Annotated in this window: 12 protein-coding genes; 4 read left to right on the forward strand and 8 right to left on the reverse strand. The window is 72.2% G+C overall.

Annotation, left to right across the window (positions count from 1 at the left end):
* Positions 1-13: 13 nt before the first annotated feature.
* The 6 genes from xylB to V3T34_RS01010 form a co-directional block, all read right to left on the reverse strand.
* A complete protein-coding gene (gene xylB, locus V3T34_RS00985; protein ID WP_305077091.1) occupies positions 14-1,468 on the reverse strand; it encodes a xylulokinase in 1,455 nt (484 codons plus the stop codon).
* Between the two features lie 13 nt (positions 1,469-1,481).
* Entirely contained in the window at positions 1,482-2,438 is a 957-nt protein-coding gene (locus tag V3T34_RS00990; RefSeq protein WP_305077090.1) for a carbohydrate kinase family protein, read from the reverse strand.
* Positions 2,439-2,448: 10 nt separating this feature from the next.
* Positions 2,449-3,552 carry an ABC transporter ATP-binding protein gene (locus tag V3T34_RS00995; RefSeq protein ID WP_305077089.1) on the reverse strand — a complete coding sequence of 368 codons (1,104 nt, stop codon included), beginning with the start codon at positions 3,550-3,552 and terminating at the stop codon, positions 2,449-2,451.
* An 11-nt stretch (positions 3,553-3,563) separates the two neighbouring features.
* Positions 3,564-4,382: a carbohydrate ABC transporter permease gene (locus V3T34_RS01000; RefSeq protein WP_305077088.1), complete on the reverse strand. Its 819-nt coding sequence runs from the start codon at positions 4,380-4,382 to the stop codon at positions 3,564-3,566.
* Position 4,383: 1 nt separating this feature from the next.
* Positions 4,384-5,283, reverse strand: coding sequence for a carbohydrate ABC transporter permease (locus V3T34_RS01005; protein ID WP_175540032.1), 900 nt, complete (start codon positions 5,281-5,283; stop codon positions 4,384-4,386).
* Between the two features lie 403 nt (positions 5,284-5,686).
* Positions 5,687-6,988 (reverse strand): ABC transporter substrate-binding protein, encoded by a 1,302-nt coding sequence (locus tag V3T34_RS01010; RefSeq protein WP_082742613.1) that lies wholly within the window; start codon positions 6,986-6,988, stop codon positions 5,687-5,689.
* A gap of 180 nt (positions 6,989-7,168) precedes the next feature.
* Between V3T34_RS01010 and V3T34_RS01015 the strand changes: the two genes are divergently transcribed.
* Together V3T34_RS01015 and V3T34_RS01020 are read left to right on the forward strand one after the other, a co-directional pair.
* A complete protein-coding gene (locus V3T34_RS01015) occupies positions 7,169-7,459 on the forward strand; it encodes a type II toxin-antitoxin system RelE/ParE family toxin (protein ID WP_082742612.1) in 291 nt (96 codons plus the stop codon).
* A gap of 4 nt (positions 7,460-7,463) precedes the next feature.
* Positions 7,464-7,760: an addiction module antidote protein gene (locus V3T34_RS01020; RefSeq protein WP_060848305.1), complete on the forward strand. Its 297-nt coding sequence runs from the start codon at positions 7,464-7,466 to the stop codon at positions 7,758-7,760.
* A 21-nt stretch (positions 7,761-7,781) separates the two neighbouring features.
* Here V3T34_RS01020 and V3T34_RS01025 read toward each other — a convergent pair whose 3' ends face one another.
* Together V3T34_RS01025 and V3T34_RS01030 are read right to left on the reverse strand one after the other, a co-directional pair.
* A complete protein-coding gene (locus V3T34_RS01025; protein ID WP_305077087.1) occupies positions 7,782-9,272 on the reverse strand; it encodes a mannitol dehydrogenase family protein in 1,491 nt (496 codons plus the stop codon).
* Between the two features lie 106 nt (positions 9,273-9,378).
* On the reverse strand, positions 9,379-10,749 hold the full coding sequence (locus V3T34_RS01030) for a globin-coupled sensor protein (RefSeq protein WP_305077086.1): 1,371 nt from the start codon (positions 10,747-10,749) through the stop codon (positions 9,379-9,381).
* Between the two features lie 532 nt (positions 10,750-11,281).
* Between V3T34_RS01030 and V3T34_RS01035 the strand changes: the two genes are divergently transcribed.
* Together V3T34_RS01035 and V3T34_RS01040 are read left to right on the forward strand one after the other, a co-directional pair.
* Positions 11,282-12,721 carry a hypothetical protein gene (locus V3T34_RS01035; protein ID WP_305077085.1) on the forward strand — a complete coding sequence of 480 codons (1,440 nt, stop codon included), beginning with the start codon at positions 11,282-11,284 and terminating at the stop codon, positions 12,719-12,721.
* Positions 12,718-12,996 carry a hypothetical protein gene (locus V3T34_RS01040; RefSeq protein ID WP_305077084.1) on the forward strand — a complete coding sequence of 93 codons (279 nt, stop codon included), beginning with the start codon at positions 12,718-12,720 and terminating at the stop codon, positions 12,994-12,996. Before V3T34_RS01035 ends, V3T34_RS01040 begins: the two co-directional genes overlap by 4 nt.
* Positions 12,997-12,999: the final 3 nt, after the last annotated feature.

The following is a 12,999-nucleotide window of genomic DNA, read 5'->3' on the forward strand; positions in this document are numbered from 1 at the left end:
GCGGCCGCGAGCCTCAGCCCGCGAGCGCCCGCAGGGCCGGGTAGAGGCCGCGGTAGCGCGCGAGCCGCTCGGCATAGGCCGGCACGAGCGCGGGATCGGGCATCACGGTCGCCCCGCGGGCGGGCGGGGTGCAGAGTGCCTCGGGCGCCTCCCCGGTCACAGCCAGGCGGGCGAGGCGCGCCGCCCCGAAGGCGCCGCCGTGCTCGCCCTCGGCGAGCGGGCTCAGGGGCAGGTCGAGGACGCTCGCCAGGATGCGGATCCAGGCCGGCGACCGCGATCCGCCGCCGATGACGTCTGCGGCCTCGATCCGCGTGCCCGAGGCCCGCAGGGCGTCGAGGCCGTCGCGCAGCGAGAAAGCCACCCCCTCCATCACGGCCTGGGTCAGGGCCGGCCGTTCGGTGCCGGCCGAGAGGCCCGCGAAGGCGCCCCGCACCGCGCCGTCGTTGTGCGGCGTGCGCTCGCCCGCGAGGTAGGGCAGGAACAGGGCCTCGCTCGGCTGCGCGACGGCCCCCACCTCCGCCACCAGGCTCGCCTCGTCCCGGCCTACGACGCCGGCCCACCAGGCCAGCGAGGCGGCGGCCGAGAGGGTCACGCCCATCTGGTGCCACAGGCCCGGGAGCGCGTGGCAGAAGGCGTGGACCGCGCCCTCCGGGTAGGGCCGCGCGCCGTCGGTGACGGCAAACAGCACCCCGGAGGTGCCGAGCGACACGAAGGCGTCGCCCGGGCGGATCGCCCCGAGCCCGACCGCGCCGGCGGCGTTGTCCCCGGCCCCGCCGGCCAGCAGCGGCGGGGTCGCCATGCCCCAGGCCCGCGCGAGGTCCGCGCGCAGGCGTCCCGCCGGGGCGGAGCCCTCGACGAGGCGCGGCATCGCCGACGGCGCGAGCCCGGTGGCGGCGAGCGCCTCGGGCGACCAGGCCCGGGCGGCGACGTCGAGCCAGAGCGTGCCGGAGGCGTCCGACATCTCCTCGACCGCATCGCCGGAGAGCGCCAGGCGCAGCCAGGCCTTCGGCAGGAGGACGCGGGCCACCTTCGAGAAGATCTCGGGCTCGTGGGCGCGGACCCAGAGCAGCTTCGGGGCGGTGAAGCCCGGCATGGCGATGTTGCCGGCGACCCGGCGCAGGTCCGGGAACGCCGCCTCGAGCGCCGCGCATTCGGCGGTGGCGCGGGTGTCGTTCCACAGGATGCAGGGGCGCAGCACGCGGTCGTCGGCGTCGAGGAGCACCGCCCCGTGCTGCTGGCCCGACAGACCGATGCCGCGGACCGCCGCGAGTTCGGCCGGGTGGCGGTCCTTCAGGGTGCCGAGCGCCTGCTCCAGGGCCGCCCACCACTGCGCCGGGTCCTGCTCGCTCCAGCCCGGATGCGGGCGGCTGACGGTGAGCGGCGCGGTGGCGCTGCCGACGACGCGTTGCACTTCGTCGACGAGCACGGCCTTCAGGCCGGAGGTGCCGAGATCGAGACCGAGATACATCGCGCCACCGGGTTCAGGAGAGGGCCGACACGAGATCGGCGCGGGTCGGCAGGTCGGCGCCGAGCCTGGTGCAGGTGATGCCCGCCGCCGCCACCGCCTCGGACAGGATGTCCCGCAGGGCGTCGGCGTCGAGGTGAAGCAGCGCGTCGCGCGCGAGCCGGCCGTCCCGGTCGAGGCGGGCCAGCAGCGCGGCGTGGAAGGTGTCGCCGGCCCCCACCGTGTCGATCACCGCGACCCTGCGCCCCGGCACCGCGACCGTCCCGCCCGCGCGGTAGGCCCGCGCCCCGTCGGGACCGGCGGTGACGACGACGAGGGCGACGCCAGCCTGGAGCCAGCCCTGCGCGATGCTCCCCTCGTCGGCCCCCGCCCCGTAGGCCGCCCGCAGGTCCTCGTCCGAGAGCTTGATGATGTCTGCCTGCGCCGCGAGGTCGGCGAACCGCGCGTGCCAGCGATCGAGATCCGGGATCAGGCCGAGGCGCAGGTTCGGGTCGAGGCTGATCACCCGCCGCCGCGCCTCGCGGGCGGCGAGCGCCGCGTAGGCCGTGCCGACGGGCTCGGCCACCAGCGAGAACGACCCCATGGCGATCGCCCTGACCGCCTCGGGCAGGGAAGCCGGCAGGTCGCCGACGGCGAGATCGGCGTGCGCGCAGGATTGAGCGTGGAAGCTGTAGGCCGGGTGGCCGTCCGCTCCGGTCGACACGACGGCGAGCGGGGTCGGCCGCCGGCTCTCCTTGACGAAGGCGAGGTCGACGCCCTCCGCCGCCAGCCGGTCGGCCAGCATCCGCCCGAAGGCGTCCGACGACAGGCCCGCGAGAAAGGCGCTCTGCGCCCCGAGCCGGCGCAGGCCGATCGCCAGGTTGAACGGCGAGCCGCCCGCCACCGCGAGCGCCGGCAGGCCGCCGCGGTCGGGCGCCGGGCGGCCGGTCTCGACGAACAGGTCGATCAGCGCTTCGCCGCAGACCAGGATCATGGGGGTGTCCTCACGCCGCCAGCGGGTGGCGCGACCGGTGCGGCAGGGCGCGGCCGTCGCCGTCGAAGAGGTGGGTCGCGCCCGGGTCGATCGTCAGCCGGATCGTCTCGCCGGTGCGCACGGGGGCGCTGCCCTCGATCTGGGCGACGACCGTCGCGCCGCCCGCGACCGTCACATGCGCCAGCGTCAGGCCGCCGAGGCGCTCGACGTGGGTAACCTCGCCGGCGAGCGCCCCGTCCGTTCCGGGCTTCAGCGCCTCCGGGCGGATGCCCAGCGTCACGGCGGCGCCGGGTGCCGCGCGGGCGCCGTCGACCGGCACCACCACCTCGCCGCCGCCGGGCAGCGCCACCCGCACGCCGGCCGGGTCGGGCCCCGTCGCGCGCACCGGCAGGAGGTTCATCCGCGGGCTGCCGATGAAGCCGGCGACGAACAGGTTCGCCGGGTGATGATAGAGCTCGAGCGGCGAGCCGACCTGCTCGATGCGCCCGGCATTGAGCACCACGATCTTGTCGGCCATCGTCATCGCCTCGACCTGGTCGTGGGTGACGTAGATCATTGTGGCGTTGAGGTCGCGATGGAGCCGCGCCAGCTCGATCCGCATCTGGCCGCGCAGCGCCGCGTCGAGGTTCGAGAGCGGCTCGTCGAACAGGAAGATCTTGGGGTGGCGCACGATGGCGCGCCCGATCGCGACGCGCTGGCGCTGGCCGCCCGACAGGTCCTTCGGCTTGCGGTCGAGATAGGCGTCGAGTTGGAGGATGCGCGAGGCCTCCGCCACCTTGGCGGCGCGCTCGGCCTTCGAGGCACCGGCGAGCTTGAGGGCGAAGGCCATGTTGTCGCGCACGCTCATGTGCGGATAGAGCGCGTAGGACTGGAACACCATGGCGAGCCCGCGATCGGCCGGGCCGACCTCGTTGACCCTGGCACCGTCGATGAAGAGATCCCCGTCTGTGATCTCCTCCAGCCCGGCGATCATCCGCAGGAGCGTCGACTTCCCGCAGCCGGACGGGCCGACGAAGACCGCGAATTCGCGGTCGGCGATGTCGAGGTCGACGCCCTTGATGATCTCGGTGGTGCCGTAGCTCTTGCGCAGACCGCGCAGGCGAAGGGTTGCCATGGCGAGGGCTCCTACTTGACGGCGCCGAAGGTGAGGCCGCGCACCAGCTGGCGCTGCGACAGCCAGCCGAAGACCAGGATCGGCGCCACCGCCATCGTCGAGGCGGCGGACAGCTTGGCGAAGAACAGGCCCTGCGGGCTCGAGAACGAGGCGATGAAGGCGGTGAGCGGGGCCGCCGCCGACGAGGTCAGGTTGAGGCTCCAGAACGCCTCGTTCCAGCACAGGATCAGCGACAGGAGACCGGTCGAGGCGACGCCCGGCAGGGTGAGCGGCAGCAAGAGGTGCCAGACCTCGGCGCCGGTGCGCGCCCCGTCCATCCGCCCGGCCTCCAGGATGTCGTGCGGCACCTCCGTGAAGAAGGTGAACAGCATCCAGACCACGATCGGCAGGTTCATCAGCGTGTAGACGACGATGAGGCCGATCCAGGTATCGAGGAGCCCGAGGGTGCGGAACACCAGGTAGATCGGCACCAGCACGCCGACCGAGGGCAGCATCTTGGTCGAGAGCATCCAGAGAAGCGTCGAGCGAGTGCGCTTCGTCGGGTAGAAGGCCATGACGTAGGCGGCGGGAATCGCCAGCGCCAGCGCCAGCACCGTGCCGCCGACCGAGATCACCACCGAGTTGAGCGCGAAGGACAGGTAATCGGCCCGGGCCAGCACCTCGCCGTAGCTCTGCAGCGTCGGCGTGAAGGTGAGCGACGGGTTCACCGCCTCCGGCTCGCTCTTCAGGCTGGTGAGCAGCATCCACAGCAGGGGGAAGAACAGCACGAAGGCCGCCGCCCAGCCGAGCACCGCGATGCCGACGCGCTTAGGCAAGCTCTGCTTGACCATCCTACACCTCCAGCCGGCGCGCGATGGTGCGCACGAGGAAGAACGCCACGATGTTGGCGAGGATGATCGCCACCACGCCGCCGGCCGAGGCGCCGCCGACATCGTATTGCAGCAGCGCGCGGGCGTAGATCAGGAAGGCGAGGTTGGTGGTGGCGTTGCCGGGCCCGCCCGCGGTCGTCACGTAGATCTCGGCGAAGACGGTGAGCAGGAAGATCGTCTCGATCATCACCACCACGCTGATCGCCCGCGAGAGGTGCGGCAGCACGATGTAGAAGAACTGCGCCAGCGCCCCGGCCCCGTCCATGCGGGCGGCCTCGAGCTGCTCGCGGTCGAGGGACTGGACGGCGGTGAGGAGGATCAGGAGCGCGAAGGGCAGCCACTCCCACGACACGATCAGGATGACCGAGACGAGCGGGTAGTCGGCGAACCAGTCGACGGCGGGCAGGCCGAGCGCGCGAGCCACGGCGCCGAAGACGCCGTAGATCGGGTGCATCATCAGGTTCTTCCAGATCAAGGCCGCCACCGTCGGCATGACGAAGAACGGCGCGATCGCGAACAGCCGGGCGAGGTCGCGGCCCGGGAACGGCTGGTCGAACAGGACCGCCAGCAGCGTGCCGCCCACCACCGTGATCGCCAGCACCGAGCCGACGAGGACGAGGGTGTTGGTCAGCGAGGCCCAGAAATCCGGATCGGTGACCAGGAACTCGTAATTGTCGATTCCCGCGAAGCCCGTGACCGTCGGGTCGAGCAGGTTGTAGCGCTGGAGCGAGAACCACACGGTCATCACCAGCGGCACGATCATCCAGATCAGCAGCACGGTGACCGAGGGGCCGATGAACGGCAGGCCGTTGAATCGGCGGCCCTTCATCGGGGCGGGTACCGGGGTGGTGAGGGTGGCCATGGCCGTCGTCGCCTCGCGCGGGGTCTTGAGGTCGGGGCAGTCCCGGGAAGGAGAGGCGCGGGATCCCCCCTCTCCCACACGGGCTACCGCATTCACACATCTCGGCCCGAGTGTTTTCCCGCTCGAAAGTAGCGCGCTTCCCCTCCCCCCGGCGATCCCGGGCCTGCCCGGTATCGCTGCAAGTTGTGGGGAGGGACTAGGGGTGGGGGTGGTGCCGGATAGACCTCGGTGGTGCCTTCTGCGCCACCCCCACCCCTGTCCCCTCCCCACAAGGGGGAGGGGAAAGCGCATACATTCAAAGAGGGTTAGCTCTCAAAGGAGAAGCGTGAATCCGATAGCCCACACGGGAGAGGGGATCCCGCGCCATTCCCGTCCCCGTGTAGGATCAGGCGGCGGCTCGATCCTACTTCGGGTAGCCCGCCTGGCGCATCGTCCGCTCGGTCGCCGACTGCGCGGCCTTCAGCGCCGCGTCGATCGTCTGCTGGCCGGTCAGCGTCGCCGCGACCGTCTGGCCGACCTGGGTGCCGATGCCCTGGAATTCGGGGATCGCCACGAACTGCGCGCCCGTGTAGGGCCGCGGGTTCCGGGTCTGGCCGCTCGGGTTGGCGCTGTCGATCGCCTTCAGGACGAAGCCCGCGAAGGGCGCGGCCTTCTGGTAGTCGGGCGACTTGTAGGTCGATTCGCGGGTGCCCGGCGGCACCGCGACCCAGCCGTTCTCCCTGGCCACCATCTCGACATAGGCCTTGCTGGTCGCCCAGGCGACGAAGGTCTTGGCGGCGTCCTTCTGCTTGGAGGAGGCCGGGATGCCGAGGTTCCAGCTCCACAGCCAGGTGGGACCGCCCTTGACGCTGCCGGTCGGCATCGGCGCGAAGGCGACCTTGTCGGCGACCTGCGACTGCTTCGGATCATAGAGCAGGCCGGCCGCGACGGTCGAGTCGATCCACATCGCGCAGCGGCCGCTGGCGAACAGCGCCAGGTTCTCGTTGAAGCCGTTCGAGGTCGCGCCGGGCGGGCCGTAATTCTTCAGCACGTCGGTGTAGTAGGTGAGCGCGTTCTTCCACTCCGGCGTGTCGATCGTGGTCTTCCAGCCCTCGCCGAACCACTGGCCGCCGAAGGTGTTCACCAGCGAGGTCACGTAGGCCATGTTCTCGCCCCAGCCCGGCTTGCCGCGAAGGCAGATGCCGTAGGTCTGGTTCGCCTTGTCGGTGAGCTTGGCGGCGAAGCCCTTGATCTCGTCGTAGGTCGGCGCCTCCGGCATGGTCAGGCCGGCCTTGTCGAACAGGTCCTTGCGATAATAGGTCATCGCGCTCTCGCCGTAGAAGGGGAGCGCGTAGAGCTTGCCGTCCCGGCTCACGCCGTCGCGGACCGTCTTGAGGAGGTCGCCCGCGTCGTAATCGGCCGGCAGGCCGTCCATCGGCTCGAGCCAGTTTTGACGCGCCCAGATCGGCACCTCGTAATTGCCGATGGTCAGCACGTCGAACTGGCCGGCCTTGGTGGCGATGTCGGTGGTCACGCGCTGGCGCAGAACGTTCTCTTCCAGCACCACCCAGCGCAGCTTGATGTCCGGATGCGCCTTCTCGAAGGCCGGGGCCAGCTTCTGCATCACCACCATGTCGCCGTTGTTGACGGTGGCGATGGTGAGGGTGGATTCCGCCAGCGCCGGGGTGCCGGCGAGGAGGGTCGCGGCGAGAACCAGGGGTTGCATCCGTCTCACGTCGTTTCCTCCCTTCGCGCCGTTCTTCCCGAGAGGGACGGCCTTGTGCGCGATTGGTGAGGGTCCGCCGGGTTGGCGTCAAGCCGGGACGAACCGTGTCGGTACCGCTGCGGCATCGTCGTCCACGGGGTTTGCGATGGACGAATTGTAGCTTTCAAGCTACAAATCCTCATGCCGTCGATCCGACAAACTCTCGTCTTCCGTGCGTGGATCGCCGGCCTCCGCGACGAGCGTGCTCGGTTGCGGATCAATACTCGTATCAGGCGCCTGTCGCTCGGAAATCCGGGTGACGTGAAAACCGTTGGAGACGGTGTCAGCGAGCTGCGGATCGACTACGGCCCGGGCTATCGAGTCTACTTCACGCAACGCGGATCGGAGATCGTGATCCTGCTTTGTGGAGGTGACAAGCGTACGCAAGACAAGGACATCCTCGCTGCGAAGCGACTCGCGAATCAGGAGTGACGACATGCCTCTCGAGACCGTCCCATGGGACATTGTCGACAGCCTCGACACGCCGGAGCGCGTGGCCCTCTACCTGGAAGCCGTCCTGGAGGAAGGGGATCCCGCACTTCTCGCCGCCGCCCTCGGCGACGTCGCCCGGGCGCAAGGCATGACCCAGATCGCCAAGGAGACCGGCCTGTCGCGGGAAACCCTGTACCGGACCCTGTCCGACAAGGGGAACCCGCAACTCGCGACCCTGATGGCCGTGCTCAAGTCCCTCGGACTGAAGCTGACCGTCGCGCCGGTGACCGGGGCGGCCTGAACGAGCGGCCCCGCCGGCGCATCACCCCGCCCGCCGCGCCGCCTCGTCGAGCGTCGCCTGGATGCCCTGCCGGTCGAGCATCCCGAGCCATTCCGCGACGGGCGTGACGAGGCGCGGGTCGTCGCCGAGCTCGCCGAAGAGCGGGCGGATGGCCAGCAGCGGGCGCGGGTCGGAGCCGCCCGCGATCGCCGTCTCGCGCAGGAGCGCCGCCATCGGGTGGCGGATCTCGATCGCCTCGCCGCGCTCGTCCACGCCCCGCACCCGGCGCAGCCAGGCGGCGAGCGCGAGCGCCAGGAACGCGACGCTGCCGCCCTGCTCCAGCCGGCCGCGGATCGGGTCGACCAGCACGTTGAGCGGCGCGTCGGTGTTGACCCGCTCCACCGTGTCGCGGATCGCCGGGTTGGCGAAGCGGGCGACGAGGGTGCGCTTGTAGTCGGCGAGGTCGATCCCCGGGACCGGCGGCACGGTCGGGCCGGTCTCGCGGTCCATGAGCGCGGTCATGATTGCGGCGATGCGCGGGTCCGCCATCGCTTCGTCGATGGTGACGTAGCCGGCGAGCCGCCCCAGCCCCGAGACCGCGAGGTGGCTGCCGTTGAGGAGCCTGAGCTTCATGAACTCGTAGGGCGCGACGTCCTCCACGAACTGCGCGCCGACCGTCTCCCAGGCCGGGCGGCCGGCGGGGAAGCGGTCCTCGATCACCCACTGGGTGAAGGTCTCGCTGAAGACCGGCCAGGCGTCGGCGAGGTCGTGGCCGGTGGCGAGCGCGTCCACGTCCGCGGGCGCCGTCACCGGGGTGATCCTGTCGACCATGGTCGACGGGAAGACGACCTCGGCGGCGATCCAGTCGGCAAGATTCGGATCGCGCAGGCGGGCGAGCGCCACTACGGCGTCGCGCAGCACGTCGCCGTTGTGCTGGATGTTGTCGCAGGTGAGCGGGGTGAAGGGCGCCACGCCGGCGTCGCGACGCCGCCGCAGGGCCTCGACGATCACGCCGATCGCGCTCCTCGGCTGCGCCGGCGCGGCGAGGTCGGCGCGGATCAGCGGATGGTCGGGATTGAGCCGCTTCGTCGCCGGGTCGAGGCAGTAGCCGTTCTCGGTCACCGTCAGGCTGACGATGCGGATCGCCGGGTCGTCGATGGCGTCGAGGACCGCCGCGGTGGTCTCGCCCGCGAAGGCGACGCCGGCGAGCGCACCGATCACCGTCACGGTCTCGTCCGCGCCCTCGCGCTCGACGAGGGTGTAGAGCGCGTCCTGCGGCGCCAGCGCGTCGATCATCCGCCGGTCGCCCGGCATCAGCCCGACGCCGAGGATGCCCCAGGCGAGGGCGTCGGGCTCACGCTCCATCAGGTCGTGGGTGTAGCGGGCCATGTGCGCCCGGTGGAACCCGCCGAGGCCGAGATGGACGATGCCGGCGCGCACCCGCGCCACGTCGTAGGCGGGCACCCGCACGCTCGGGCGGAGCGAGGCCAGCGCGGCGCGGCGGAGGGGCACGGGATCGCGGTCTGCGCTCATGGGTCTCGGGCTCGGACTGGCGCCGGGCGGGCGCGCCCGGCGAGGCCCCTGATTAATCCGTTGCCGCGGCAGCGTCGATGGTCGGGAGCCGACTGGGCCGGGAGGATCAGGAGGCGGCCCGGATCTCGCCGAGGAACGCGCCGACCGCCGCGCTCATCGCCTCCGCCTGGCCTCCGAGCTCGCGGGTCGAGGCGGTGACGCGGGTCGCGACCGCGGCGGTGTCGCCCGCATCCTCGCGCACCCGGTCGATCAGGCGGGCGACCTCGTCGGTGCCGGCGCTGACGTTGCGGGTGCTGCGGGCGATCTCGGCGGTGGCCGCGCTCTGCTCCTCGACCGCCGCGCTGATCGTCGCACTGCCGGCACTGAGCCGCCCGATCGTGTCGCGGATGCCGGTGATGGCCTCGACCGAGCCGCCGGCGGCCGCGCGCATGCCCTCGATCTGCCCGGTGATCTGGCCGGTGGCGCGGGCGGTCTGCTGGGCCAGGGCCTTCACCTCGGCGGCCACCACCGCGAAACCGCGCCCGGCCGCGCCGGCGCGGGCCGCCTCGATGGTGGCGTTGAGCGCCAAAAGGTTGGTCTGGTCGGCGATCGTGGTGATGAGCGTCACGACCTGGCCGACCTGGTCGACGGCCTGCGCGAGCGACGCCACCCGCGTGGCGGCTCCCTCCGCCTGAACGACCGCCTCCGCGGCGACCGCGTGCGCGCCGCCGACCTCGCGGGCGATCTCCGCGATGGCGGCCCGGAGCTGGTCGGCCGAACAGGCGACCTGCTCGGTTCCCGCCGCGGCCTCGACCACCGCCGCCGCTACCGCGGTCGCCGCCTCCATCGAGCGGGCGGCGTTGCGCGACAGGGCCGCGGTGTCGTCGTCGAGGCCGCGGGCCTGGTCGGTCACCGCGCCGATCGCCGCCAGCACCCGGTCCTCGAAGACCCGCGCGAGGGTCGCTGTCCTGCGCCGGCGGCTCGCCTGCTCGGCCGCCGCGTAGGTCTCGAGCAGCACCTCGAGGTCGAGCCAGGCCGCCCGGGTGAGGGCCCCGCGCAGGGCGGTCCTCGCCCCGCCGGAGGGGGTGGCGGCCCCGAGGAAGCCCGCTCCGAGCCGGCGACGCGGGGCATCGAGGCCGAGCGCCTCGGTCAGTCCCGCCGTCACCGTCGCGTGGCAGATCGCCACCGCGTAGGCCGGCACGCCCCGGTCGTAGAACACCGAGGCCAGCCGCTCGGCGGAAGCCGCGAAGTCCGGGCCGAAATCCCCGCCCACCACCCGCACCCAATGGGCGACCCGGGCCTCGTGCACCTCGGGATCGCGCAGGGTCGCCTGGATCTCCGGCCAGGCGGCGAAGCGGCCGTTCCATTCCGCCAGCAGGGCCGGCAGGCGCTCGCGCGCGAAGCTGGCCAGCTCCCGCAAGCGGGCGCGATCGTCCTCCGTGAGGCCGAACGTGGCGAAGCGCCGGTCTTGCGCGGCGGTGGCGGTCGCGTGATCCATGGAAAAGTTGCACTCCTCACGACATGCAACTTATGAGATCTTCCAGTTAACATATGATTTTTAAGATCCCGAGCGACGGATCGGGGCCGCTCCGGCGGGCGCATTCGACAGTGAAGAGGGCGACCGGCCACAGCAAATCCGCACAGAACGAGGGCGGGCGCAGATCTGCACGGATGTCGGATCTTCCGGCGGAACACGGCATCGCCGGGCGACCGCCGGGACACCCTGATCACGGTCGCGCTCCGGCCTCGCGCGGGGCACCGGCCGGCCGCCTGGCAAATATTCGGCGTTGCCGGTACGGGCGAATTCTTCACGAGAGGCGGGGATGCTCGCACTTCACTTGCGCGCCCGTGCCCCGCGGGAATCGTGGTCGACCCGCTGGGATCGTGTCCCAGGATGGGGTTACCCCGGATCCGGCCTTGCGGCTCAGCAACGCCTTCGTCCCCTGACGACTTCGTCCGGGGCGGGAACCACTTTCTTTGACTTGGTCGTCGGCATACGGCATAACGTCGCCGCCGAGAGGAGAACAGCGATGGCCACAAGCCACCGGGCACCCCGCTCGACCAAGGGAGAAACTAGGGTCATCGTCGACCTGATCCTGTCGCACGGCGCGATTGAGCCTGCGAGGGCATGGGTCATCGGATTCGATCCTGCCGATTACGATCGGGCGCAGCGGCGACGGACGACCGGCACCGCCGCCGCTTGCGTCGACCGCAACACGGGCGCGTCCGAGCCGATCGCGCAGCTCGACCCGCGTGACGGCCTCGCGGCCGCGCCCGCCGGGGAGGCCTGCGGCGGGCTGCCCACGGCCCGCGTGGTGCGGATGACCGGATTCTCGCCCCAGGAGGTCCGGGCGGCCGATCCCCGGTACGAGACCCGCTCCGATTCCGGCCGGCTCGGCCGCAACCTGCGCCCGATGCGCGAGCACATGAGCGCGCCCGCACAGGTCCGGTTCTCCGGCAACACCGTCGTGCCCAGCCGCGTCGCGACCCGCCGAACCTCGGAGAATCCCATGACGACGCGTTTCTTTCCCCGCGCCGGCCGGCTGCTGGCCGCCCTCGGCCTGATCGCCTCCGCGTCCCTGGCGCTCGCTGCCGAGGCGGCGTTTCCGCCCGCGGGCTCCGTCGGCCTCGTGCCGCCGCCCGGCATGACGCCCGCCAAGGCCTTCGCGGGGTTCGAGCACCGCTCCGGCGCCTCGATCCTGATCGCCGAGATGCCGGCCGAAGCCTACGGCCCGCTGGTGGAGAAGTTCACCCCCGAGGCGCTGCGCGCCACCGGCTTCGAGGCGCGCGAGGCCGGCATGCCGCTGGGCGTGGCCGGCGGCGAGGGCCGGGTGCTGCGCGGCCGCCAGGCGGCCAACGGCCTCGCCTACGCCAAGTGGGTCGCGGTGGTGCGGGGCGGGGCCGCCACCGGCCTCGTCACCGTGCAGGTGCCGGAGGCGGCCCGGGGGCAGGTCCCGGACGAGGCGGTCGAGGCGGCGCTCTCGACGATCGCGTTTCGCTCGCCCGGCAGCCTCGCCGACCAGATGGCGGCCCTGCCCTACGGCGTCGGCGACCTCGCGGGCTTCCGCCCGGTGCGGACCCTGATGGGCAACGCCCTGATGCTGACCGACGGACCGAAGGACATCGATCCCGACGGCGTGCAGCCGATGATCGTCGTCGCGCCCTCGCTCGGCCGCGCCGCCGTGCCCACCGGCCAGGAAGGCGCCTTCGCCCGCAAGGCGCTGGCGAGCTTTCGCGAGATCAAGGACGTGACGGTCACCGGCGAGGAGCGCACGTCCCGCGACGGCGCGGTGGTCCATCGCCTGCGCGCCGCCGGCGTCGATCCGACGAGCGGCCGCGCCGTCGTCCTGACGCAGACGATCCGGTTCGACCCGGCCGGCTACCTGCGCATCCTCGGCCTGGCGCCCGCCGACCGGACCGAGGCGCTCGCCCGCGCCGAGCGGGTCGCCGCCTCGGTGACGATGCGATGAGGCGGGCCGCGATCCGGGGACCGCTCCTCGCCGCCGCGCTCCTCGGCCTCGCGGGATCGGCGCGGGCCGAGGACGTCCCGCGGCTCCTGCGGGACTGGACCGCCCTCAACGGCACCTGCCGGGGCGGGCGCGGCGACGATCCCGCCACCCCGGCGGCCTGCGAGCGTCGCGAGGCGCTCGGCCGGCGGCTCGCCGCGGCGGGCTGGTGCTACGGCCGCCCGGGCGAGGCAGGCTATCGGCGGGCCTGGCGCCCCTGCACCGGACCCGGGCGATGAGAT

The organism is Methylobacterium ajmalii, from assembly GCF_036448855.1.
GTDB classification, from domain to species: domain Bacteria; phylum Pseudomonadota; class Alphaproteobacteria; order Rhizobiales; family Beijerinckiaceae; genus Methylobacterium; species Methylobacterium ajmalii.